20 protein-coding genes and 1 pseudogene are annotated in these 24,093 nt (G+C 45.9%); 3 read left to right on the top strand and 18 right to left on the bottom strand.

Going from position 1 to position 24,093, the window contains the following annotated elements:
* Positions 1–176: 176 nt before the first annotated feature.
* Positions 177–3,728: a helicase-exonuclease AddAB subunit AddA gene (gene addA, locus EXW93_RS03690; protein ID WP_058712899.1), complete on the bottom strand. Its 3,552-nt coding sequence runs from the start codon at positions 3,726–3,728 to the stop codon at positions 177–179.
* Positions 3,725–7,156 carry a helicase-exonuclease AddAB subunit AddB gene (gene addB, locus EXW93_RS03685; protein WP_058712900.1) on the bottom strand — a complete coding sequence of 1,144 codons (3,432 nt, stop codon included), beginning with the start codon at positions 7,154–7,156 and terminating at the stop codon, positions 3,725–3,727. The genes addA and addB overlap by 4 nt, the downstream gene beginning before the upstream one ends.
* A gap of 137 nt (positions 7,157–7,293) precedes the next feature.
* On the opposite strand from addB, the gene EXW93_RS03680 reads away from it, so the two are divergent.
* Positions 7,294–7,671 carry a truncated hemoglobin gene (locus EXW93_RS03680; RefSeq protein ID WP_035398458.1) on the top strand — a complete coding sequence of 126 codons (378 nt, stop codon included), beginning with the start codon at positions 7,294–7,296 and terminating at the stop codon, positions 7,669–7,671.
* Between the two features lie 60 nt (positions 7,672–7,731).
* A complete protein-coding gene (locus tag EXW93_RS03675) occupies positions 7,732–8,073 on the top strand; it encodes a hypothetical protein (protein ID WP_023467386.1) in 342 nt (113 codons plus the stop codon).
* 42 nt (positions 8,074–8,115) lie between these two features.
* Here the strand turns inward: EXW93_RS03675 and EXW93_RS03670 are convergent, their stop codons facing one another.
* The 14 genes and pseudogenes from EXW93_RS03670 to EXW93_RS03605 all read right to left on the bottom strand — a co-directional run bounded on the left by EXW93_RS03670 (position 8,116) and on the right by EXW93_RS03605 (position 21,502).
* Positions 8,116–8,523 carry a hypothetical protein gene (locus EXW93_RS03670; RefSeq protein WP_023467385.1) on the bottom strand — a complete coding sequence of 136 codons (408 nt, stop codon included), beginning with the start codon at positions 8,521–8,523 and terminating at the stop codon, positions 8,116–8,118.
* A gap of 97 nt (positions 8,524–8,620) precedes the next feature.
* On the bottom strand, positions 8,621–9,094 hold the full coding sequence (locus EXW93_RS03665; protein WP_035398461.1) for a competence protein ComK: 474 nt from the start codon (positions 9,092–9,094) through the stop codon (positions 8,621–8,623).
* Positions 9,095–9,204: 110 nt separating this feature from the next.
* Positions 9,205–10,599, bottom strand: coding sequence for a HAMP domain-containing sensor histidine kinase (locus EXW93_RS03660; RefSeq protein WP_058712901.1), 1,395 nt, complete (start codon positions 10,597–10,599; stop codon positions 9,205–9,207).
* Positions 10,596–11,258 (bottom strand): response regulator transcription factor, encoded by a 663-nt coding sequence (locus EXW93_RS03655; protein ID WP_023467381.1) that lies wholly within the window; start codon positions 11,256–11,258, stop codon positions 10,596–10,598. The genes EXW93_RS03660 and EXW93_RS03655 overlap by 4 nt, the downstream gene beginning before the upstream one ends.
* A gap of 134 nt (positions 11,259–11,392) precedes the next feature.
* Positions 11,393–11,548, bottom strand: a complete 156-nt coding sequence (locus EXW93_RS03650) for a hypothetical protein (RefSeq protein ID WP_174316041.1) — start codon at positions 11,546–11,548, stop codon at positions 11,393–11,395.
* Positions 11,549–11,644: 96 nt separating this feature from the next.
* Positions 11,645–12,079: a methylglyoxal synthase gene (mgsA, locus tag EXW93_RS03645; protein WP_023467379.1), complete on the bottom strand. Its 435-nt coding sequence runs from the start codon at positions 12,077–12,079 to the stop codon at positions 11,645–11,647.
* 66 nt (positions 12,080–12,145) lie between these two features.
* Positions 12,146–13,693: a fatty acid--CoA ligase family protein gene (locus EXW93_RS03640; RefSeq protein WP_174316040.1), complete on the bottom strand. Its 1,548-nt coding sequence runs from the start codon at positions 13,691–13,693 to the stop codon at positions 12,146–12,148.
* 124 nt (positions 13,694–13,817) lie between these two features.
* Positions 13,818–14,705: an SDR family oxidoreductase gene (locus EXW93_RS03635; RefSeq protein ID WP_023467377.1), complete on the bottom strand. Its 888-nt coding sequence runs from the start codon at positions 14,703–14,705 to the stop codon at positions 13,818–13,820.
* Between the two features lie 50 nt (positions 14,706–14,755).
* Positions 14,756–15,745, bottom strand: a complete 990-nt coding sequence (gene lplA / locus EXW93_RS03630; RefSeq protein WP_174316039.1) for a lipoate--protein ligase — start codon at positions 15,743–15,745, stop codon at positions 14,756–14,758.
* Positions 15,746–15,784: 39 nt separating this feature from the next.
* The gene (locus EXW93_RS03625; protein ID WP_023467374.1) at positions 15,785–16,465 is read right to left on the bottom strand and encodes a DsbA family oxidoreductase; all 681 of its coding nucleotides are present in this window, start codon (positions 16,463–16,465) and stop codon (positions 15,785–15,787) included.
* Positions 16,466–16,610: 145 nt separating this feature from the next.
* A complete protein-coding gene (locus EXW93_RS03620; RefSeq protein ID WP_174316038.1) occupies positions 16,611–18,266 on the bottom strand; it encodes a glycerol-3-phosphate dehydrogenase/oxidase in 1,656 nt (551 codons plus the stop codon).
* Between the two features lie 132 nt (positions 18,267–18,398).
* Complete coding sequence (gene glpK, locus EXW93_RS03615) at positions 18,399–19,889, bottom strand: glycerol kinase GlpK (RefSeq protein ID WP_023467372.1); 1,491 nt, start codon at positions 19,887–19,889, stop codon at positions 18,399–18,401.
* Between the two features lie 30 nt (positions 19,890–19,919).
* Complete coding sequence (locus EXW93_RS03610; RefSeq protein WP_023467371.1) at positions 19,920–20,744, bottom strand: MIP/aquaporin family protein; 825 nt, start codon at positions 20,742–20,744, stop codon at positions 19,920–19,922.
* Between the two features lie 195 nt (positions 20,745–20,939).
* Positions 20,940–21,502 (bottom strand): annotated as a pseudogene (locus tag EXW93_RS03605) (glycerol-3-phosphate responsive antiterminator).
* Between the two features lie 170 nt (positions 21,503–21,672).
* On the opposite strand from EXW93_RS03605, the gene EXW93_RS03600 reads away from it, so the two are divergent.
* Positions 21,673–22,314, top strand: a complete 642-nt coding sequence (locus EXW93_RS03600) for a YczE/YyaS/YitT family protein (RefSeq protein WP_023467369.1) — start codon at positions 21,673–21,675, stop codon at positions 22,312–22,314.
* 59 nt (positions 22,315–22,373) lie between these two features.
* On the opposite strand, the gene EXW93_RS03595 is transcribed toward EXW93_RS03600, so the two are convergent.
* On the bottom strand, positions 22,374–23,117 hold the full coding sequence (locus tag EXW93_RS03595) for an ABC transporter permease (RefSeq protein ID WP_023467368.1): 744 nt from the start codon (positions 23,115–23,117) through the stop codon (positions 22,374–22,376).
* Positions 23,095–24,012: an ABC transporter ATP-binding protein gene (locus EXW93_RS03590; RefSeq protein ID WP_023467367.1), complete on the bottom strand. Its 918-nt coding sequence runs from the start codon at positions 24,010–24,012 to the stop codon at positions 23,095–23,097. The genes EXW93_RS03595 and EXW93_RS03590 overlap by 23 nt, the downstream gene beginning before the upstream one ends.
* Positions 24,013–24,093 lie beyond the last annotated feature (81 nt).

Here is a 24,093-nt window from a genome sequence, read left to right as displayed (position 1 = left end):
ATTATCCATCATCAAAGTGACATATCTTCTTTATTTTACACAGTTCCTTCACAATAAGAAACGGAAATCACTTCAGAAACTGATTTTACCTCCTTCTTCTTCATCCCTCTTTCGACCCATACTAAAACCTCCCTCATCTCTACCTAAAGTAGGAGGATGAGGAAGGTCTCAGTAATTTAAATTAAATCAATCGTTTCTTCTAAAGCAAACGCATAGATGACCTTGCGTGAAATTCGAATATGAAGAATCGCTTCTAACGCTTCTTGATACAGATTCAACTGAGTTGCGTATCGATCCCGTAACACATCAGCAGGTGTCTGTCCGACTTCTGTCGTGACGATTTGATCCGATTTATAATCGAGCAAGATATATGACTCCCCATCCTGAATCAAACAGTCGACGATTCCTTGCATGACTGCGTCATCCACTGGACCTGTCCAGTCTTTCCGGAAACGCGATGCCCCGATCTTATATGTGAACGGCAACTCCCGATAGACGTGGTTCGTCCGTAATCGTTCGCTGAACAATTGTCCGATTTCAGAGTCGAGGAACCCTTGTAACTGTGCTGTCGCTTCCCGCATCGTCGTCGCTTCAATCGGCGTAATTCGTTCCGTCGCTTCCCATTGATCAATTTGTTGCGAAATCGATTCGTCCGGTTCATACAATTGCATCGCTAGGTGTAAGACCGTTCCTCGTTCCGCTCCACTTAAAACAGGTCCGAGGAATTGTGGCGTACGGTAATACGTCGTCTGGCGATATGTCGTTTCGAATGCTGCACGTTCTAGCTGTTCCGCCCGCTTCAGTTCCGTGACGGTCTGTTTTGCTGCCGTCTCTGTCGCAAGTGCATGCGGATACTGATATGAAAATGCCGCTTCGACAATTTCTTTGACTTGCGAATTAATCGGCACATCGATTTTTTCAAGCTTCTGGACGTGTTCAAGTTGCTCCACGAGTGTTGAGATTTCTTGATACGGTGCTAACTCCTCTAACGACATCACACGAAGCGACCAATCCGTCTCATCCGGACGTAGTAAACCACTGCGTAAGACTGCCGGAACGACCCATTCCGCATAACTCTTCGCTTGGCGCCGGTCATTTTCAGGTAGTAAGACTTCATCTGGTGGCGTCATCTGCCAAGTCATCATTTGATTTTCTAAGTCCTTGACTGTTCCGACGAGAATCAACTTTTCCTTCGCTCGAGTCATCGCAACATACAAGACGCGCATCTCTTCTGCCTTCATCTCTCGATCCATTTCCCGGCGGATGACTTCTTTTAAGAGTGTCCCAGATCGCAAACGACGAATCGGATCAATCGCATCCAGGGCAATACCATACGTCTTATGCAACTGAATCGCCTGCATTTGATCCTGTTTATTGAATTGCTTCGTCAATTGGCTGACGATCGTCACGGGGAACTCGAGTCCTTTTGATTGGTGGATTGTCATGATGCGAACGACGTCCTCGTCTTCTCCAAGCGAACGGGCTTCTGCGAAGTCTTCTCCTCGTTCAATTAATCGATTGATCAGACGAAGGAAACGATAGAGACCACGATAACCGGACGTCTCATATTGCTTCGCTCGCTCATATAAAGCGTTTAAGTTGGCTTGACGACTTTTTCCTCCGGCGAGACAGCCGACGTACTCAAAATAGCCGGTCTGATCAAAGAGCGATCGAATGAAGGCAGGTAGGGCACTCCCACGCGCTTCAGTTCGCCATGATTGAATCTGACGGATGATTTCATCCATTCGAATTCCGAGTGATGATTCCTCTGCCGCCATTGCTAGCGCTGCCTCATAAAAGCTTCCTTCTTTTTGTTTTGCTCGAATCCGTCCTAAATCTCGATCCGCCACCCCAAAAATCGGCGATCGTAACAAACTCGCGAATGGGATGTCTTGAAGCGGATTATCGATCGTCTTGAGCAATGCCATCATGATTTGAATTTCCGTCGCTTGGAAGTATCCACCTGTCGTATCCGCATAGACCGGAATCTCATACTGTTCGAGCACTTCGACAAGCGCTTGGACACGCTTACCACGCGACCGTGCTAAGACGACGATGTCGCGGTATTCACAGGTCCGGAATCGGTTCGCTTTCGCATCGTAAATCAGATGTGGATGCTTCGAATCAACGAGTTCTAAAATTCGCGTTGCAATTGCTCGTGCTTCAACCTCTTCCTTTTCACTATCAAGTGGATCAATCAAAAGTAATTCAGGTGCCACTTGCTCCGATTCGAGATAACTCAGATTCCCAAGTCGAAGGTGCGCGGCTTCATCGTAATCAATCTCCCCGACCGTCTCATCCATCACTTGGCGGAAGATTTGATTCGTTCCATCCAGCACCTCAAGACGACTCCGAAAGTTTTTTGTTAAATCGATCCGTGTTCCAACGTCGGTCTGTTGGAATCGTTTGAATTTCTCAAGGAACAATCCTGGCTCTGCATGACGAAATTTATAGATGGATTGTTTGACATCACCGACCATGAATAGATTTCCTGTCGCCTCATCCGTTTTCGAGACCAATTGGATGATGCGTTCCTGAACCTCGTTCGTATCTTGATATTCGTCGACCAGTACTTCAACGAAGCGTTCCTTCAGAAGTTTTGCCACGTCTGACGGTTGTCCTTCGTCCGTCAAAATCTCTAATGCAAAATGTTCAAGATCCGAAAAATCGACGATACCACGTTGTTGTTTCGCTTCGAGATAATCGCTTGCAAATTGACGTACGAGTGTCACGATCGTCTCCACGTGTCGAAGCTGCGACCGCAAGTCCTCCAAGTAATCAACACCAGTCTTTTGGACGAACAGCTCTTTCATTTTCTTGAACTCCGCTACGAGTCGCGTCCGCTCTGCTTGAAACGGTTTGATTCCTTCATCCCCGCGTGGACTCTTCCAGCGACCGAACTCTACTGCTTGAAAAGCAAGCGCAACCATCGACCAGTGGCGTGCCGACGTCTCAAGCGAGGTAAAAGGAGCAATGTCCTGAAGCATCATCTGTCCCATTTCCGTATAACCAGACTGCTCCAGCTCAAAAGCAAGTTCTCGGTAACGTCCTAATACATTCGAGAGACTTTCCCACTCTAATTCGACTAGTCGTTGCATGAGTGGAGAATCATCCGGGTCAATCGGCTGATCGTACTGACTGATTAAATGTGCATAAAAAGCTTCCGGATCCGGTAAGGAACGGGAAAACCGATAGAGATTCGAAATCAGTGTCAGCATGGCTTGATCATCGCGATCTGACGTATAACTATCAATCAAATCATAGAATCCCGGGTCCTCAGAAGCATAAAAGGACTCAAAGACCGCTTCTAAGACATCGTCTTGCAATAACAGTAATTCAGATTCATCGGCAATTCGAAACGCAGGATCTAAACCAATCCGGTAATAATTCTCGCGGAGAATCGACAAACAGAACGAATGAATCGTTGTAATTTGTGCCCGGTTCATCAATTGACGCTGTTTTTTCAAATACAAATCATCAGGTGCCTCTTTGATGCGCTGGTCCATGACCTCGATGACTCGCGTCTTCATCTCACGTGCTGCCGCATTCGTAAAGGTAGCGACGAGAATCCGATCAGCCGACAGCTCATCTTCGGGATCAATCAATCGTTGCGTCAGCCGTTCAACGAGGACCGCTGTCTTCCCTGATCCCGCTGCCGCTGAGACGAGGATATGTCCACCTCTAGCTGAAATGGCTTGTTGTTGTTCTTCCGTCCAACGCACGCTCATTCTTCTTCCTCCTTCAACCGTTCCAGTACCTCTTTTTCAGACATCGGTTTTAATGGGCGATACTGATTCCCAAGCGATTCATCGAACTGACAGACTGAACGATACTCACAAAAACTACACGGTGTCCGTTCCTGATAATCGAATGGATTGATGGCGATATCCCCATCATAGATATCTTGACTGCTGTCTTTTAATGCCTCCCATGCATGATCCATCAGCGCTGATAAATCTTCCTCTTGTACGACACCTTTCGTCTGCGTCTTATGCAGTCCGTTTTTTGTGAATGTCACTTTGACGAGCGGTGATTTTTTTCGTTCATCGTACGCAATATGATCCATCGCTCGTAGTACCTCGTCATTCTCGAGAATGACGCCTTGCATTTGATAGGACTCGAGTAACAGTTGGTTGCGCTCTTCTTCGTCAGCCGATAAATCGCCCCGTAACATCGGGTTTTTGACGTGGAAATATAACGCACCAGCTGGTTTTGCCTGCCGCTGATAGAGCAACTCCGACTGCTCCACGACCGTCTTCAAATACAACAACATCTGAATCGCAAGCCCATAATAGATTTCCGCAAAATCCAGTCCTCGAGCACTCGATTTGTAATCAATGATTCGAACGTATAGCTGATCACCGATCGTCGCCTGATCAATCCGGTCGATGCGACCCGTGAATTCAATTTCTGTTCCATCCGGTAACGTAAAGCGTAATGGTGGGAACGTCGCGTTCCCAAAACTGATTTCAAATAAGTCGGGTTCAAAATCTGTTCGTTTTGCTTGTTCAACAAGCATTTTAGCTGTTTGCTCCACGACATCCGTCAATTTTTTCTTGATATACCCGAACCGACTCGAACTCATCAAAATCGCATTCTGAATTTCCGGTGTCACCTTTTCGACAGCTTCCTTCGCAAGTGTCCCGCACGTCTCGCCATCGACCTCTCGCCAGTGTCGTCCGGAAGCTTTAATACTGAGCGACAGATCATTTAATGCACCGTGGAACAGATTTCCGATGTCTGGTGCTTCAAATTTATACAGCTTTCGCTCGCGTAAGCGAAGTCCGTATCGGGCAAAATGCTTATACGAGCAGGCGTTATAGGTCTCAAAACGCGAAACGCTCGCTTGCAGTGAATCACCATATAAACGATGCGCCAACCCTTCCGGCAAGGCTTCCGCTTTATTTTGATAGAACAAGGCACTCGAGAATAACCCCATCCGTTCACGTCCCTGTCCATTTTCGAGAAGCGTGTTGTACACTTCGAACCAAATCGGTTGAATCGGATAACGTCGTTGAAGACGCCGGAGTTCAATCGCTGTCGCTGCTGCCGCGCGATCTGGACTCGTTACGAAATCAAGTTGTTCTTGCGGTGCGTGTTCCCCAGCTTCTGCAAAGTGTGTTTTGATCGGACGATCGAGCAACAGTTGTCGCTTTAATTGTTTTGTGATCGCTGCCGGCTGAAGCGCCTTTCCTTCTTCATCGACAAGTGCGTAACTGACATACAAGGCTTCACTTGGAGCCATCATCCCTTGATACAGGTAAAACAGCTCATCATCAAACACATCAAGAGACGCTTTCCCAACCGGAATACCATGTTCATGTAAAAAGTCATGATCATTTTCGGACAGTAACTTTGATTGATCTTGAACGAACGGAATCAGACCATCATTCGCTCCCAGTAAAAAGACGACTTTTACTCGTTGTAATCGTCCACGGACATAGTCCGTCGCGATCACTTGATCGAGCGATGGCGGAACAAGTGCAAAACGAAGGCTCTCAAGTCCTGTCTCGACCATCTGAACGAACAGCTCCGTCGATAACGTATGCTCAGGCGCAGCAGCTTCTAGCTGTTCGAATAGATGAAGTATCGCTTCGTATACTTGATCATGTTCTCGGGCAACAAGTAACTGATCCTGCTCTAGTGCCTGCTTACGCCATTCCATTAAACGCTCTGCAATTTTTTGTTCTTCGAGGAATTGATAAAGACCTTTCGTATACGCGCTCATCGTCTTCGCCTGCTTTAACCTACGGTGCAACGGTTCAATCAAGTCGACGACGAATGTTCGTAAATGGTTCAGTTCTTCTTCTTGCGCAAGCTCCTCTTCCGTTAAGCGAACTTCCTCTGCTAAGCGTCGCTTTAATTGCCACGGTTGTTGCCACATCGATCCTTTGATGCCGCGTTCGAGCACGAACGTCTCGAAACGATCGAGCGCTAGACGCGCATCTTCTGCGGGAATCGGCAAGAGCTCCGTCTTCAGTAAACGAAAGACTGTTTCTTCCCGATAACCTGATGTCACGATGTCTAAAGCGGATTGAATCAAGTCAACAAGCGGATGATGAACCATCGACTCACGTTGATCCAAGAAATATGGAACATCATACATGTGGAAGGCTCGTTCCAAGTGATCCGCATACGGCTCAAGATGTCGCACGACGAATGCCATCTCATGAAAGCGATACCCTTTTTGTCGAACGAGTTGAATCGCTTTCCGCACGGCTGATTCTGCTTCAACTTGACGGTTAACTGCAGCTGTCATCTGAAAGCCGTCAATGTCATGATCGACAGGAGGATATCCCGGCTTCAACAAGGCCTGCTCCAAATGTCGTAGCCCTTCTGATTGAAACTTGATTGGTTGATCATACAAGATTTCTTCGTATGGAATCGACAGCTCCTGCATTTGACCGATCAACTGCATGTAGCATCGCTGAGACACACCAAAAGAAGTTTGTTTCGCATAAGGATCCGTTGCGTCCATTGTAAAACTAATATGCATTTCAGCCACTTGTTGCATCAAGGCGAGTAAAACTTGTTGTTCCTGGAGCGAAAATTCATAAAATCCGTCGACGATGATCGTCGCTTGATCCAGTCGCGCTTTGGGAAGTAATTCGAGTAACGTCGTATAGTAATCGTCTGCATGGAGTGCTTTATCGACAATTCGTTCCGTAAAGCGCTCATAAATCAACGCAAGGTCGTTTAATTTCGGTGACCGTTCGAGAGAGCGATCACTCACTTGACGCAACATGTCTGGCTCAATCAACGAACGTTTAAACGACGCAATGAGCTCATCAAGTCCTTGGAAAAATCCTGGCATGTTTTTAGTTCGTTTAAAAATCTTCAGTTCGTCTTCTGATTCCTCAACGACCTGTCGCAGTAATAGCTGTGTCCCCGTCTCATCAAGAAATGGAATCGCTTGATTCCCGTAATCGCGTAAAATATGAAACGCAAAGCGCCGTAGACTCATGACCTCAAGACGAACAAGACCTGCTATCCGTTCATCTGTCGCAATCCGCCGCTCCATTTCAAATGACATCTGATCTGGAACGATGAAATACATCTTCTCCCCTAATGGTCGTTGCTCGAGTTCTTGTACGACGCGCTCGATCAATTGTGTCGTTTTCCCACTACCGGCACGACCAATATGCATATGGTTCATCAAGAAAACCTCCTCCTCGTTTTTCTTTACTCTTAGTATCTCATAAACAAGAACAAATGTACTGTTTTTGGCGCATGTCTTCTACGTATAAATTTGCTATAATCAGGACACATCCTATGTAAGGCAGGTGATGCTCCTTGTCACTTTACGAAACCATCGGAGGCGAGCATGTACTCACATCCTTGGTTCGCTCGTTCTATCATCAAGTCTACCATGATTCACTGTTGCGACCGTTGTTCCCTGACGATCGACAACGTGTCGAACAGGCACAACTCGTCTTCTTGACCCAATTGACAGGGGGACCGCGCGACCCGGATCAACCGCCGGCGAGTTTAGCGATGATTCACCGGTTATTACCGATTCAAAAAGAACATGCCATCCGTTGGTTGGAACTGATGGAAGTAGCTGCTCTTGATACAATTCCAAATGAAGAAGCACGACTTCAACTACTCGATCGATTACGAATTGGCGCGATGAATGTACTACGCGTTTGTGAAGCACACCAGATGGACTGAGGGATTTTTCTTTCTCATCTGTCCATTTCCATGTAAAATAATAAATGGAGGCGATAAAACATGACGGAAGAACAAGAACAACGACCTGAACTCGTAAAGAATGCGATCGAGCAAGCCGAAGCATCGACGAACGAGGATGACACGCTCGAGGAAGAGCAAACCGAAGAACAAAAAAAATTGGATCACATCAAAGGTCTCGTAACCCTTGAACGCGGATCTGATTACTATCGTGTCGTTTTTTATGACGACCATAAACACTTGATTTTCAAGGAACTCGATTACGACCGTGTCGACTTCGTAGGTCGTTTCTACAATGATAGCTTTGATCCGACAAACTTGACGGAACTAGAAGAAATCGCAGAAAAAGCACTCTCGACATCTTTACGAAAACGATTCTTGTAATGCATGAAATAAGCCGTCCTCCGATTGGAGAACGGCTTATTTTTATTGATCAGATTGTTTTTTCTTCCGACGAAGGACGTAAGCAAGGACCCCACCTGCGACAGCGATCCCTGTTGCCGCTAAGATCGGTAATAAGACCTTTTTGTTAGATGCTAGTTTTTGTTTGACTTGCTCTAGGCGCGACTCATTCGTCTCCTTCAAGGCGATAGATGTCCGACGGTTCATCGTGACGTGTTTCGCAGCATCCGTCACAACGATGCGTTTCGTGACCCAACGGCGATTTCCAGCATCATCGACGACCAATTGTCGTGCCCGTTTAATTCCTTTGATTCGTTTACCCGGTGTATTTTCCGGACGTACGATGCGGGAACTGATAAAGCGTCTGCCTCCAGTCGCACCAAATCCAGGCTGTAGTTTTCGGCGATTTAACCATTCGTATGATTCATTCATCGTGTCGCGGTAAAAGTTACCGCTTCACCTCCCTATGATTTCTCTCTCTACTGTTTCTCCTTACGTAAGTAAGATTCCTGTTATGTGTTTCCACTTTTCACCGATTCTTAAACTCCGGCAATTGAAAACGACGTTGCATTTCATACGCCAGTTCCAGCGTTTTAATCCGTTGTCGCTCGATGCTGTATGCCGAGGCATCCGTATCGATACATTGCCCGGTCTGAAATTCGACTTGTACTTTTCCCGATTTTTTCTGAACAGTCTTCATCTGTTTAAAATTAATCCAAATACATTCTGCCTTTTCTTTTGCGGTCGTTGGAAAGAAAATCGTCTGTGCTTGCCAATCCACTAAAACAGGTGTCTTTCGGTTCGGACCAAGAATATGCCGCGCTGCTTCAATTCTTCCACGCATCGACGAACCAAAATACAAACAGGATTCTTCAATTAATTTAATCGGATGACCATCTAAAATGCTTTCAGAATGTTCCTTGATAACGAGTGTCTGCGGCTCTCCGTACTGACCATATTGCGGGATCAAGGCTAACGTTTCTTCCGTAACTGGGTATGACATATTCTTCGCTCCCTTCCTGGACTACATTGGTTATATCAAATAATCAGTTATGTTGTTTAGTCCTGCTAGTTATTTCCTAATGAAAAAAACGAGATCCAAAGATCCCGTTTTTAATATTTCTCTGTCTTACTTTCATTTTGATTCTCCATTTGTTCGATGAAGTGCCTTGGAAAATTAAAAATCACACAAACTTTTCCGACTCCATTTCCCGCAGAGCGATTCTCGATTGCGACCGTCCCGTCATGACGCTCGACGATCCGTTTGACAATATAAAGACCTAAACCGAACTTCCCTTCCTTACCACGTGAGAATTGATGGAACAGTGGCGAGGAGGCGTCAAGCGGTGGTCCATCATTTTCGATTTCGATATGAACCTGATCCGCTGTTCCGGACAGTCGAATATCAATTCGTGTTTCGGCATAACGAATCGCATTGTCCATGACATTTTCGAGCGCAACACGTAACTGCTCTCCTTCACCAAGAACGATTCCTGCTTCTCCACTGACATGCCAGTCAAGTGACTTCGTCCCGGAAAAGCGATTTTTCAACAGATGCACCATCCGGTCGATGTCAACATTGTCCCACGTCGAACGATCGAGCTCGAAATAGTCGAGCTTCGTGACGTAGAGTAAAGCCGCGACTTTTTTCTCTAATCGTTCCGCTTCTTCATCAATGACGGATACGGATCCGGTCAAATCACCATCAGGATAAATCCCGTCTGAGATAGACTGGGCATAACTTCGGATGACCATGATCGGCGTCTTCAAATCATGGGAGATGTTTTGAAGTAATGATTTTTGTGCCTTATCTTGTTTTTCAAGATCCATTCGCATCGCATCGACCGATCGTGCGAGTCGTCCAATCTCATCCCCACGGTCAAGCGGAAGTGGTGTATCCCACTTTTGAGCCGCAATTTTCCCAACCGCTCCCTCGATCTCAACGAGTGGATGTGTCAAACGTCGCGCTAACCAAAAGGCAATGAATAACGTAAAGATACTCCCAATGATGACGACGAATCCGATTTTGGAGAATAACTGCGTAATCAGTTCTTGCCGATACGCATCCCAAACATAAGAGACACGATAGTAGGTTTCACCACTATCCTCGATTTTTCGAATACTGTAATAGACGTCTTCTTTATCAAGACGCGTTGTATACTTTGCCGTAACTGTTTTTTGATCAATCGCATCACGGTACATCTGATTGATCAGTTGTTGTGGCGCTCCACCGTAATAGAGCTTTCCGTTTTTAGAAAGGAGTAGGATATTAACAGAACGGGACTCCTGTTTTCGGCGGTCGAATTCGATCGGATTATCCTGAAGCATCTCGATGACAGAAGCATCTTTCGAGAAGAAGACTTCGCTATTCTCAAGTGTCGCATAGACCTGTTCATCGATGAAATTTCCGATCGATGACCGGATGACCAAGAGAATGACCGCAGAAAGCGTGACGATGACGAGCAGAAACATCGCCCAAATCTGGAATCCGAGACTGCGGTTTTTCATGCAGACACCAAGCGATAACCGATCCCGTAAATCGTTTCGAGCTCGAGTTTCGATAATTTTTTACGGACGCGACGAACGAGATCATCGACGACTCGGTCCGAACCGAAATAATCGTCACCCCAGACGCTGACGAGAATCTGCTCGCGTGACATCGGCGTCCCGATTTGTGTAGCGAATAAAATCAACAAATCGTACTCTTTCGACGTCAAATCGATTTCTTGACCATTCTCTTCGATGATTCTTTTCTCTGGATAAATCATATAATCACCGTATTGGATGACACCACTCTTTGGTGTCGCATACGTTCGTGCCAAAATCTTTTTGACGCGGATGACGAGTTCTCGCGGAAGGAATGGTTTTGCGATGTAATCGTCTGATCCCATCTCAAGACCAATGATTTTATCGATGTCCTCATCCCGAGCCGAGATGAAGATGACAGGTGTCGTCTCATCATGTGCCTTGATCCGTTTAATCAATTGAAAACCATCCATATCCGGTAGCATGATGTCTAAAATCCATAAGTCAGGCTTTTCAACGATGGCAGAGGCCGCTGCCTCACCAGACGTAAATGATTTCACTTGCCATCCTTCTTGCTCCAAATATTTCACGAGTACACGGTTCAAGTTCACTTCATCATCAACTAAATAGATTGTATGCATGGCTCTCACTCCTCGACTAATGTGCTTTGTTTCAGTGTATCAAAGGAATTCCGCAAAATTATGGGAGAGTGGATAATAATTCAAAAAAACCTTTCTTTTCAAAAGAAAAGAAAGGCGAAGTCATAAATTTTCTATTATTTGACGAGACGGAGCGCTGGATACGCTACTTGCTCGTTCTTTGAAGTCACAGGTGTTACCTGTTGACGACGTTCCATTTTTACGACGTGCGTTAAAAATCCAACGCCGCCTCCTAGCAATACCGTTACACCCGTCATTAATAGAATCTCCATTTTCTTCGCCACCTTTTCCATCGCAATTGATAATCAGTATCATCCTCAAACTGACTATATCACGCTCAAACGAAAATGAGAAGCGTTCTCATGAAATTAATCGTCTAAAAACTTTTGTTGTTCCAGTTCATGGCGTTTTCGAATGATTTCCTTCCAATCGAATTGTCCTTGTTCGAGGCCATTGATTAAAATTTCAGCAGTTCCGACATTCGTCGCAAGCGGCAAATCGTATACGTCACATAATCGAATGAGTGCCGAGACGTCCGGCTCATGCGGTTGGGCCGTCAGTGGATCGCGTAAAAAAATCACGATATCGATTTTTCCTTGTGCTACCAGCGCTCCGATTTCCTGATCTCCGCCAAGCGGACCTGACTTACAGCGATGGACGTGCAGATCGGTTGCTTCCATGATCCGTTGTCCGGTTGTTCCTGTCGCGTATAATGTATTTTTCTTAAAGAATGCGGCGTAAGCCCGTGTAAAGCCCATCATCTCATCCTTTTTCTCATCATGTGCAATCAAAGCGATATTCATTCGTATCCCCTCCTTCTTGTCTATGCACAGAAAAAGAACTTCAGAAACCTGAAGTTCTTGAGACACTCATGAATTCGTCGGTTGTTTCTTCAACACGGTCCGTAAAATCTTCCCGGTCGTATTACGAGGTAATTGATCGATGAACTCAATCTGTGTCGGACATTTATATTTCGCGAGTGATGTAGCACAGAACGCCTGCGTTTCCTCTTCCGTCATCGTCTCACGAGCAACAACGAATGCTTTGACAGCTTCGCCCATCTCCTCATCCGGTATGCCGATGACGGCGGCTTCGATGACGTTCGGATGCTGATAGAGGACTTCTTCGACTTCACGCGGGTAGACGTTGTACCCACCGACGATGATCATATCTTTTTTGCGATCGACGATATAGAAATACCCGTCTTCATCTCGACGAGCCAAATCACCCGTATATAACCAGCCATCGCGTAACGTCGCTTGCGACTCTTCCGGCATCTTGTAATAACCGGTCATGACGTTTGGTCCCCGAACGATCAATTCTCCGACTTGACCATCTGGTAATTCTTGTCCGAGTTCATCGACGACTTTGTTTTCGACATCGACGATCGATGTTCCAATCGAGCCTGGTTTTTGAACACCATTGACCGGATTGAAACAAGTGACGGGTGATGCTTCCGATAAACCATATCCTTCGAGGATATGACATTGGAATGTTCGATCAAATGCTTCAAGGAGCGGCACTGGAAGACTCGCTCCTCCTGAGACGAACAAACGTGTTGATTCAAAATAGGTCGCATATTCCGGATGAGCCTTCACGGTTTGCAGTAAGAAATTATACATCGTCGGTACACCCGCAAAAATCGTCACCTGTTCTTTTTTCGCTAACTCAAACGTCTCTTGTGGTGAAAAACGTGAAGCAATGATGATTGACGCTCCATGTGCGAGTGACGCATTGACGACGACCGTCAAACAAAAGACATGGAACATCGGTAATACGGCAAGTGTCCGGTCGTTACTGGATACATGTAGATAATCCCCAATCGAGCGCGCATTCGACGACAGATTACGGTGGGATAACATCGCACCTTTTGGTTTTCCTGTCGTTCCACTCGTATAGAGAATGACAGCGATGTCGTCCAGTTCATTCGTCACTTCGGTCAAGGGATGTTCGATTTCGAGCCAGCGATCGAGCGTGATGAACGTCACTTGTTGATGTGTTTCGTTTGGTCCTTCTTGATCCGCGTAAGGAACAGAGACGACAATCTTAAGATTCGGTAAATGCACGAGACGATCTTTTGCAGCTTCGACGAGCGGTGCAATCCCTAAAATCCCCTTCACATCACCGTTCATCAGGATATACCCGATTTCATCCGGTGTGTATGTAGGGTTGATCGGAATCGCGATTGCCCCTTGTTTCATGATGGCGTAATATGCCACTAGGAATGCTGGGCTATTCCCTAAAATCAGCGCGACATGATCGCCTTTTCGGATCCCGTTCGCTTCAAGCGCACCGGCTGCCCGGTGAAACTTCTCGACAAACTCACGATAGCTGACTTGCGTGTCCTCAAACACATACGCCGTTGAATCCGGATGTGTTCGAGCAGTTTCTTCGACGGATTGAATCAATCCAAGCATGAGCAAAATTCCCCTTTCGAATGAATGACTATTCATTTTTTACGTAAAAAAAATCCATACGTAGTCAAAAGCGACCGTATGGATAGTGTAACACTTTTTGGAAACGTTTTCACAGAGTTTCTTTTTAACCGTTGACGATGACGCCACCGTTTAAGTGAAGGACTTGTCCTGTCATATAACTTGAATCGTTACACGCGAGGAAAACATATGCTGATGCCATCTCAGCCGGCTGCCCTGGGCGATCCATCGGTGTATTTTTCCCGAATGTCTTGACTGATTCATGCGGGAACGTTTCCGTGATGAGCGGCGTCCAGATCGGACCCGGTGCGACAGCATTGACACGAATGCCTTCCTTCGCTAAGTTCATCGAAAGACTTCGTGTGAAGCTGACGATTGCACCCTTCGTCGCAGAATAGTCAATCAAAAGCGCGTTTCCTTCGTATGCCGTCGACGATGTCGTATTGATGATGGCAGAACCGAGTGAAAGGTGCGGGAGCGCGGCACGAGCAAGACGCATCATTCCGAAGATATTCGTCTTGAACGTCTTTTCCATCGACTCGTCTGTGATGTCCTTCAGACTATCTTCTGGTTTTTGCATACTCGCATTGTTGACGATGATATCTAAGCGACCGAAACGATCGATTGTTTTTTGGACGAGTGTTTCACAGTAATCTGCATCTCCGATATCCCCTTTAGAAAGTAGGACTTCGCCGCCTAATTCCTCAAGTCGTGCTTTTGTTTCTTCCGCTCCTTCTTGATCACCGTAGAAGGCGATGACGACTTTTGCTCCTTCACGGACATAAGCAATTGAGACAGCACGCCCGATGCCAGAGTTGCCGCCCGTGACGATCGCGACTTTTCCTTCTAATTTTCCTGCTGCCTTATAATCATCACGCTCATAATATGGTAACGGCTGTTCATCCTCCGTTTTTGGTAATCCTTCTGAAATCCGTTCAAAATCAATAAAGTCCGTCAACGAACCTTCTAAAAAATTATCTTTATTATAGCCCATGAAAAAAACTCCCCCTATGCAGTTGATAGAAGGAGTTTTCCCATAAAGACTTACGCTAAAACGTCTAGCACTTCATCTAGTTCGACAGCGCCGAAGTATTTTTTCAATTCGTACCGACCGAGCACTTCGCGAAGAGACGCGCGATCATAGCGTGAACCTTCGAGCGCCCGCGCAATTTCTTCTGCATCCTCGACACCAAAGAAGTCGCCATAAATCTTCGCTTCTTCAATGATGCCTTTTTTGACGTTCAGCCGGAAATCAATCGTACCGATCGGGAAGCGTTTTTTATGAATGACATCAAATTTCGGCGATTTTCCGAAATTCCACTCCCAGTTGCCATAACGTTCTGCTGAGATGGCACGTACTTTATCCCAGTCCTCTTCGGTTAAGATATACCGTTCAATCTCTTTTCCTTCATAGATCGAAGCAAGGAGATGATCGACGAATTGTTCCATCGTCAACGGTTCTGACAGGAATTCCGAGATATTCGCGACACGACTTCGGACCGATTTAATGCCTTTAGAGCGCATCTTTTCTTCACTGACGATAAGCGCATTGACGACTTCTTCGATGTTCGAATCGAGCATCAATGTACCGTGACTAAACATCCGTCCTTTCGTCGTGAACTGGGCATTCCCACTGATTTTCCGACTTCCGACATGAATATCGTTTCGTCCGGATAGCTCCGCTTCGACACCGAGTTTATGCAGCGCTTGTACGACTGGCTCCGTGAACTTTTTATAGTTGTTGAACGAATCACCGTCATCTTTTGTCAAGAAACTGAAGTTCAAGTTTCCTTCGTCATGATACACCGCGCCACCACCTGAAAGACGACGGACGACGTGGATGCCGTTTTCCTCGACATACTTCAAATTGACTTCTTCGTTCGTGTTCTGGTTTTTTCCGACGATGATCGATGGACCGTTGATATAAAACAAGAAATAGTCTTCTTCATTGACGTTCAGGTTGTTCAAGATGAATTCTTCGACAGCGAGATTGATTCGCGCATCGCGAATCTCAGGATGGAAGATGAATTTCATAAGGGTTTCGTGCTCCTTTGTGATGGAATCATAATGTGATCAGTTACAGCCGTCAACACCACACGCATCACCTTCAGCGATGACTTCAAGTGTTTGTTCTTGGCGGATCTTCGCGAAGACTTGTTCGAATGCTTCTACTGGTTGTGCGCCTGAAATCGCATATTTCCGGTCGAAGACGAAGAACGGTACACCACGAACTCCGAGTTGTTGTGCCATCGCTTCTTCTTCTCGAACATCTGTCGCCAGCTCTTCTGACGCAAGAAACGCTGTGACGTCTGCTTCAGTAAGTCCAGCATCTACTGCGATCCGTGTCAAAATGGCTGGGTCATTCAAATCTTCTCCATTAATGAAATACGCTGTGAACAAGGCTTCTGATACTGCATTCATCTTACCATGTTTTTTAGCGAATTGAGTCAAGCGATGAGCCTCGAATGTATTGGCTGGGATGACACGATCCATCTCGTAGTGCAAACCTTCCTGACGTGCCGTATCAACGACACCTTGCGACATATTCCGTGCTTGCTCGAGAGTCGTTCCATATTTTGACGCAAGAATTTCGTATAAGCCTTGTGTCGGTACTGCTGGTGCATCTGGATCGAGTTCAAAGCTCTTGAATTCGACCTCGACATCTAACTTTTCGTTCGCAATCGCTTGTTCTAAGCGACGCTTCCCAATATAACAAAACGGACATGCGTAATCCGACCATACTTCTACTTTCATCTGTGTTCTCTCCTTTTGTGTAATTTCATACATTAAGCATAGTCGCCTCTAGACAGAGTTGCAATCTTTCCGCCCGCGCCAATACGAATATGCAAAAAAGGAATCAAGATCATATTGATCTTGATTCCTTGATGAGTTAGAGAGCTTATTCTGTCACGAGTGCATGTGCTGCATCTTCGATTTCGATATCGAGTTCTTTCGTATAAGCATCTGTTTGTTCTGCTGTCCAGTTCAAGACAGATTTCATTTCTTCGATGACGGCATCTTTGTGCGCACGAGCCCAAGCGATGTCGAAGAAGACAGCACCTGTACGGCGGATGAAGAAGTCGATTGGACGAGCGACCATTTCATGTTCGATGCTGTAGTGGAGTTGTGCATAGACAGAACGTGGAAGAGCTGTCTTTGCTGCATCGAATGCTGCTGCATATTCCAGTACTTTCGGTAAGTTCGAACCGTAGCGTTTTGCTAGGAATTGAACTTCCTCTGTCGTTAGACCGTTCGTTGCTGTTTGAGCTTTTAGGAATTCAGCAAATCCTTTTGCTCCGCCGACGTGTCCACCAGACATTGGCATGTTTTTCGTCGAGCAACGTGCATACGCGACGTTTTCTTCTTTTTTCAAGAGTTTTGCGACGAGATCAACGACGTGCTCGCCCATTTTACGGTATCCAGTCAATTTCCCACCAGCAATCGTGATGAGACCTGACTCAGACTGCCATACTTCATCTTTACGTGAAATTTCAGAAGGATCTTTTCCTTCTTCATAAATCAATGGACGTACGCCAGCCCAGCTTGATTCTACGTCTTCTGCTGTCACTTTAACCTCTGGGAACATATAGTGAATCGCGTCTAGGACGTAGTCCTGGTCTTCGACTGTGAATTTCGGATGTGCAGTATCTTTATCGAAGAACGTATCTGTCGTACCAACGTATGCTTTTCCATCACGCGGAATCGCGAAGATCATCCGACCGTCTGGTGTATCGAAGTAGACTGCTTGTTTGAGTGGGAATTTCGATTGATCGATGACGACGTGGACGCCTTTTGTCAAACGAAGTTGTTTCCCGACTTTAGAACCATCTTTTTCACGTAATTCATCAACCCATGGACCTGTCGCATTGACGACTTTTTTCGCACGGATTTCATGTACGTCACCTGTCAAGAGGTCCGTCACACGCATGCCGACGACTTTTCCAGCATCGTAGATGATTTCTTCTGCTTTTGTATAGTTGACGACACGTGCACCGTGTTCGACCGCTTCTTTCATGACTTCAATCGTTAGACGAGCGTCATCTGTACGGTACTCGACGTAGTAACCGCCACCTTTGAGACCTTGTTGTTTGACGAGTGGTTCTTTCGCTAATGTTTCTTTCGCAGATAGCATCGTACGCCATTCAGAACGTTTAACACCTGCTAAGAAGTCATAAACACGAAGACCGATTGACGTACTGAATGGTCCGAACGTACCGCCTTTATGCATCGGAAGCAACATCCACTCTGGTGTCGTGACGTGTGGTCCGTTTTCGTAAACGATCGCACGTTCTTTACCGACTTCCGCGACCATCTGAACTTCGAATTGTTTTAAATAACGTAGACCACCATGGACTAATTTCGTTGAACGACTAGATGTACCGGACGCGAAATCCTGCATTTCGACGAGGCCAATCTTCATACCGCGTGATGCCGCATCGAGGGCGATCCCCGCACCTGTGATACCGCCACCTACGACGAGTAGATCGAGTTCTTCACGTGTTAATCGATTATAGACATCTGCACGGTTTTTGCTTGAGAATGGTTGGTTAGCCATGAATAGTTCCTCCTGTTTAGGTTCGAAAAAAAGAGACCACAACAAACACGCTGACTATGTCAACTGCTGCTGTGGTCTCTCCATATTCTCCGACCGATTTATTAACTTGACCTTACTATAACATACGTCACATCATTTGAACAACATCGTAGCTTGAACAGCTTTTTGCCATCCACCGTAGAGCGCATCCGTCTCTTCTTTTGCCATGCTCGGCTCGAAGCGACGTTCTTTTTTCCATTGCGTCGCAATTTGTTCACGGTTCTCAAAGAATCCAACAGCAAGACCTGCGAGGTACGCTGCACCTAATGCCGTCGTTTCATTGATTTCCGGACGCTCAACTGGTGCTTGGATGATATCACCTTGGAACTGCATCAAGAAGTCGTTTTTAACTGCTCCACCATCAACACGGAGCGTTTTCATCTCGATGCCTGAATCTTGCTCCATCGCAGATAGGACGTCGCGTGTCTGATAAGCGAGTGATTCAAGTGTCGCGCGGATGAAGTGTTCTTTTTCCGTACCACGTGTCAAACCGAAGACGGCACCACGAACGTCTGAATCCCAGTAAGGTGTACCAAGACCAACGAATGCTGGTACGACGTAGACACCGTCTGAAGACGTGACGCGTGTTGCGTATCCTTCTGATTCTTTGGCATCATCAATGAGACGTAATCCGTCACGTAACCATTGAATCGCAGATCCTGCGACGAAGATACTTCCTTCTAAAGCATACTCCACTTTTCCATCGACGCCCCACGCGATCGTCGTCAGCAATCCGTGATCTGATTTAACAGCCTCTTCCCCTGTGTTCATCAACATGAAGCAGCCTGTACCGTATGTGTTCTTCGCCATTCCTGTATCAAAACACGCTTGACCAAACAATGCGGCTTGCTGATCGCCCGCTGCTCCAGCAATCGGAACTGATTCTCCGAAGAAGTGATACCCTGCTGTCTCTGCGTACACTTCAGAAGATGGTCGTACTTCTGGAAGCATCGCTTTCGGGACATCTAAGATGTCGAGTAACTCGTCATCCCATTTTAATTCATGAATGTTATACATCAACGTACGACTTGCATTCGAATAGTCGGTCACATGTGCTTTTCCGCCGGATAATTTCCAGATGAGCCACGTATCGATCGTACCGAACAATAGTTCACCACGTTCAGCACGTTCCCGTGCTCCTTCGACATGATCTAAAATCCATTTGACTTTCGTACCAGAGAAATAAGCGTCAATCAATAGACCTGTCTTCTCACGGAAGAGCTCGGCATGACCGGCTGCTCGAAGCGCTTCACAGATTTCAGCCGTTTGTCTCGATTGCCACACGACTGCATTGTGAATCGGTTTCCCTGTTTCTTTTTCCCAGACGACAGCTGTTTCACGTTGGTTCGTGATTCCAATACCAGCAATCTGCGACGGCTTTACGTTCGCCTCCGTCAGACAAGTCGCCACGACAGCAAGGACACTTCCCCAAATCTCGTTTGCGTTGTGTTCGACCCAACCTGGTTTCGGAAAATACTGCGTGAATTCCTGTTGTGCTGAATGGACGATCTCGCCGGCACGATTAAACAGGATCGCACGTGTACTCGTCGTTCCCTGATCCAATGACAAAATGTAGTTCTCCATCTCTTCCCCATCCTTTTGTATCTAAATAAGTTAAGCTGACTTTGACTCCACTGACGTTGTTTTGTTCGGACGAACACCGAATCTATAGCATAAGCCTAATATGACGATTGTCACAAGTCCTACAATCCAAAAAGCCGGTGTATCTTTCCCTGTGAAGACCGAACGATAAAACAATCCGCCAAGACTTCCACCGAGAACTGGTCCGAGAACCGGAATCCAAGAGTACCCCCAGTTCGATGATCCTTTTCCATGAATCGGTAGGATGAAGTGGGCGATACGTGGACCAAGGTCCCGCGCCGGATTCATCGCATATCCTGTCGTTCCTCCGAATGACATACCGAGGCTGACGATCAAGAAACCGACGATCAATGGATTTAGACCATCTGAGAACTTATTTGCTCCGATTGATAACAACCCAATGACAAGCAAGAATGTCGCGATCATTTCACTCATTAGATTGGCAAATGTATGTGGAATCGCTGGTGACGTCGCAAAGACGCCGAGTTTCGTTGCTGGGTCTTTCGTCTCCGCCCAGTGTGGTAAGTAATGGACGAAAACAAGACTTGCACCAAGTATCCCGCCGGCAATTTGAGCGACGATATAGCCTGGTACGTCTGCCCATGCAAATGAACCGTCAAAGGCTAAACCAAGCGTTACTGCTGGGTTAAGGTGTGCTCCACTGAATTGACCGACGGCATACGCTGCAATCGCCACGGCAAAACCCCATGCAAACGTGATGACAATCCAACCTGCATCCTTCGCAAACGATTTCGTCAAACTAACGCCTGCACCAACACCGTTCCCAAGCGCGACAAGCAAAGCTGTGCCTAAAAATTCCGCTAAAATGGGTGACATATGTGTTCCTCCTTTTGGTTATGTGAAAAAAGCAACATAAAAAGGAGATCCACGTCAGTTCATACTTGAATGTTCTTCAAGCAGGACTCACACGTGAATCTCCCTTTTCTCCGTCACTTTGTATCAACTTGATATCACTATAACAATCAGTGAAAACGCTGTCAAATAATCCGAATGATTTTCCTCACAATCAACTTAAGAGCGTGGTTCAAAATGACGCCACAAGTCCTTATTCGATGTTGTGATACTTGAGGCACCTGCTTCAATCGCTTGTTCCACTTCCTCGACCGTATCGATGAGTCCACCGGCGAATACGAGACGCCCTGTCTTTTCTTTCACTTCTTGAATGTACTTTGGCATTAACCCTGGTAACACTTCGATGTAATCAGGTTGCGTCCGTTCCATGAGTTGATAACTTTTTTCGAGTGAACTGGAATCAAGTAAGAACATGCGTTGCATCGTCTTGACCTTTTTTGACGTGCTTTCAAGATGACGCTCGCCTTCGTCGAAATGACACCATACGGCTTCAATTCTTGGCAGACGTATTCTGTGGCATATTCATCATTTTTTAACCCTTGAACGAGATCCATGTGCAAAAACATTTTTTTGTCGTAACGATGCGCCATCTCATAGACCGCTTTTAAACGCGATACATGCATTTCGAGTAAGACCCCATATTCATATGGACTCTTCAGCATCTTTTCAAAGTCTTCTAATTTTCTAACGGAAGGCAGGATCTTCTGTCCAAAATATGTCATATGTTCTCCCCCTGATTCGTAATGTGTCCTAAGTATGTCGTGAAACATAAGGAATAGGCAATGCTCTTTTCATGAAAATAAGTGAAAAGAGCGCTACGATTAGGGTATAGCTTAACGAAACGATTTCTTTTCAGGAGGTGAACGCGCAGTCCTACCGTCTGTGCACGTCAATGAGTCAGCAAAAACGGATTGTCATCTATTTATTCTCTATTTTAATTAACGCCTTAGGAAACAGCTTCATGGTGACCGCCTCGATCGGGAGTGCACCTTGGACATCAGCGAGTGAAGCCGTTGCGGCCATCTCCCCTTTAACTGTCGGACTAGCGATCATCGTCTTACATGTGCTCGCTTTGATTGCGGCACTCTCTCTTGGGAGTCGATTTAGTTGGTGGACGATCGTCCTCAGTTTCGCACTCGTCGTCCTGTTCGGCGCTGCGATTGATTTCTTCTTATCGATCCATCAATTGATTTATACACCACAGGGACTTTGGATGCGCGTTGTGTACATGTTGATCGGCATGCCATTGATTTCACTTGGACTCGCTCTCTATCTACAAATCGGATTCGTATTGATGCCACCGGATTACTTGATGAAGTCACTGATCAGTCGCTTTAAAAGTACCTCGCTCGGGGCAACGATCAGCCTCGGCATTCCTTTTTTGATTGCTTGTCTCTTTTCACTGATTGAACGCGAACTGATCGGCATCGGAGTCGGAACTTTCATTTTTCTCTTATTGAACGGTCCACTGATCGAATGGTTTCAGCGATTGTTCCCGATTACAGCACGTCCACCTAAACGGACAAGTTCTTGAATACTGTAAAAGAGCTGCTATTGATAGACAAATTCATCTATCAATAGCAGCTCTTTCATTTACGTATATGATTTTCTTTGGAAGACAAGAATCGATGCACCTAACAAGACGATGATATGAGCCAATACGAACAAGGCGGAGAACGTCAAAGTTGTTCCCATCGCTTCACTCGTACCATAGGTCATAGAATCCTTGAAATACATTGACCAGTCTAAATGCATGAATACGATCCACTTAGCGATTGCTGGTTTGAAACCAACCAGTAAGTTACCCGCAATGCTCGTAAAGAACTGTGCTAGTACGGTGAAGCCGATAATCATTCCAACAGAACGGAACAACAATGAGAAGAATAACGTCATGAATATTGTAAAAATCGGACTGACAACTTCGACGATCGTATCGCGGAACAGAATTGGATCTCCTGCCTCTGAAAACGCAAATGAGCCTGCGTAGACGATCGCAGCGATGAACACGAATTGGAACAACATGATCAAGATCGAAAAGATAAGTTTCGAGAAATAAATCGTCATTCGGGAATACGGACTCATTAATAAGTGTTTCATCGTGTCATAACGTACTTCATTCCCGATGGCTTCTGCCGTGAAGACAATCGTGATGATTCCTAATAGAGATGTCAGTAAAAGGAACGTTGATGAATAATAATCATAACGTGTGAACTCAAAATCATTCGTCTTTGCAACGATGATAATACCAACTGCAATAACGACATATAGTGCTAAAACGATTTTCGCTTTTTTAGTCGTCCACCATTTCATCCATTCATTTTGTATGAGCGAAAGCATGTGAATCCCCCTCTTTTTTCGTTACTTGCAGGAATTGTTCCTCAAGCGTCAAACGTTTAACGGTCAGTTCATGTAAATCGGCAATCGGCACGACGAGTCGAGCGATAGCTGGACATTCACTTTCCGGTGCGGTGATAATAATTTTATTCTCGAGTACTTCTGATGGGTAGTTCGCGACGCGAAGGGCATCGAGTACCTCTGTCATCGCTTCTGCATTGACACGAAGAGCGATTTTCGCTCCAGTTTCATTACGAACGGACTCGACCGACTTGATGACACCCTGATCGATGATCGCATAACGATCACTGATTTGTTCCATCTCACTCAACATATGGCTTGAAATTAAAATCGCGATATCTTGCTCACGCGCCATTTGGCGTAAATATTCACGAAGCTCTGCAATTCCGGATGGATCCAGACCATTCGTCGGTTCATCTAAAATCAAGACGCGCGGGTTATGTAGCAAGGCACGAGCAATTCCGAGTCGTTGCTTCATTCCGAGTGAGTACTCTCCGACTTTTTTTGAAAGCTTTCCTTCAAGACCAACGAGTCGTGCTAGTGCATCATAATCCACTTGACCGAGTCCCGGAATGAGATTTTTTGCATGAACTAAGTTTTGTTTTCCTGTCAGATAAGGATAAAACGCTGGATTTTCAACGATTGCTCCGATTTGCGTCAGCGCTTTCGAACGCTCTTCTACGACATCAAATCCATTGACTGTGACTTTCCCTGCATCCTGCTCGAGTAGTCCCGTGATGATCCGAATCGTCGTCGTCTTCCCTGCTCCATTCGGTCCGAGGAAGCCGAACACTTCTCCTGGGGATACCTCAAAACTGACGTCTTTTAAAATTTGCTCTTTTCCGAGACGCTTTGAGATATTTTCAATCTTTAACATCTGCTCTTCCTCCTCATTCATATTTTGTCTATGCTATTAGTGTACGTGATTTTAAAGGATAAGTTTCATTTCTTACAAATA

The organism is Exiguobacterium sp. JMULE1, assembly GCF_013337175.1.
In the GTDB taxonomy this organism is placed as follows: Bacteria; Bacillota; Bacilli; order Exiguobacteriales; family Exiguobacteriaceae; genus Exiguobacterium_A; species Exiguobacterium_A indicum.
This window is presented reverse-complemented; position numbering and strand designations above follow the sequence as displayed.

Excerpts from the sequence above, each read along its gene's own strand:
- EXW93_RS03625 (WP_023467374.1), bottom strand. The coding sequence starts at position 16,465 with ATGAAAGTAGAAGTATGGTCGGATTACGCATGTCCGTTTTGTTATATT.
- EXW93_RS03670 (WP_023467385.1), bottom strand. The coding sequence starts at position 8,523 with ATGAATGAATCATACGAATGGTTAAATCGCCGAAAACTACAGCCTGGA.
- EXW93_RS03635 (WP_023467377.1), bottom strand. The coding sequence starts at position 14,705 with ATGGGCTATAATAAAGATAATTTTTTAGAAGGTTCGTTGACGGACTTT.
- EXW93_RS03610 (WP_023467371.1), bottom strand. The coding sequence starts at position 20,744 with ATGTCACCCATTTTAGCGGAATTTTTAGGCACAGCTTTGCTTGTCGCG.
- EXW93_RS03665 (WP_035398461.1), bottom strand. The coding sequence starts at position 9,094 with ATGTCATACCCAGTTACGGAAGAAACGTTAGCCTTGATCCCGCAATAT.
- EXW93_RS03620 (WP_174316038.1), bottom strand. The coding sequence starts at position 18,266 with ATGGCTAACCAACCATTCTCAAGCAAAAACCGTGCAGATGTCTATAAT.
- EXW93_RS03650 (WP_174316041.1), bottom strand. The coding sequence starts at position 11,548 with ATGGAGATTCTATTAATGACGGGTGTAACGGTATTGCTAGGAGGCGGC.
- lplA (WP_174316039.1), bottom strand. The coding sequence starts at position 15,745 with ATGAAATTCATCTTCCATCCTGAGATTCGCGATGCGCGAATCAATCTC.
- addB (WP_058712900.1), bottom strand. The coding sequence starts at position 7,156 with ATGAACCATATGCATATTGGTCGTGCCGGTAGTGGGAAAACGACACAA.
- addA (WP_058712899.1), bottom strand. The coding sequence starts at position 3,728 with ATGAGCGTGCGTTGGACGGAAGAACAACAACAAGCCATTTCAGCTAGA.
- mgsA (WP_023467379.1), bottom strand. The coding sequence starts at position 12,079 with ATGAATATCGCTTTGATTGCACATGATGAGAAAAAGGATGAGATGATG.
- EXW93_RS03640 (WP_174316040.1), bottom strand. The coding sequence starts at position 13,693 with ATGCTTGGATTGATTCAATCCGTCGAAGAAACTGCTCGAACACATCCG.
- EXW93_RS03590 (WP_023467367.1), bottom strand. The coding sequence starts at position 24,012 with ATGTTAAAGATTGAAAATATCTCAAAGCGTCTCGGAAAAGAGCAAATT.
- EXW93_RS03655 (WP_023467381.1), bottom strand. The coding sequence starts at position 11,258 with ATGCATACAATCTATTTAGTTGATGATGAAGTGAACTTGAACCGTGTA.
- EXW93_RS03595 (WP_023467368.1), bottom strand. The coding sequence starts at position 23,117 with ATGCTTTCGCTCATACAAAATGAATGGATGAAATGGTGGACGACTAAA.
- glpK (WP_023467372.1), bottom strand. The coding sequence starts at position 19,889 with ATGGAGAACTACATTTTGTCATTGGATCAGGGAACGACGAGTACACGT.
- EXW93_RS03600 (WP_023467369.1), top strand. The coding sequence starts at position 21,673 with ATGAGTCAGCAAAAACGGATTGTCATCTATTTATTCTCTATTTTAATT.
- EXW93_RS03660 (WP_058712901.1), bottom strand. The coding sequence starts at position 10,599 with ATGAAAAACCGCAGTCTCGGATTCCAGATTTGGGCGATGTTTCTGCTC.
- EXW93_RS03675 (WP_023467386.1), top strand. The coding sequence starts at position 7,732 with ATGACGGAAGAACAAGAACAACGACCTGAACTCGTAAAGAATGCGATC.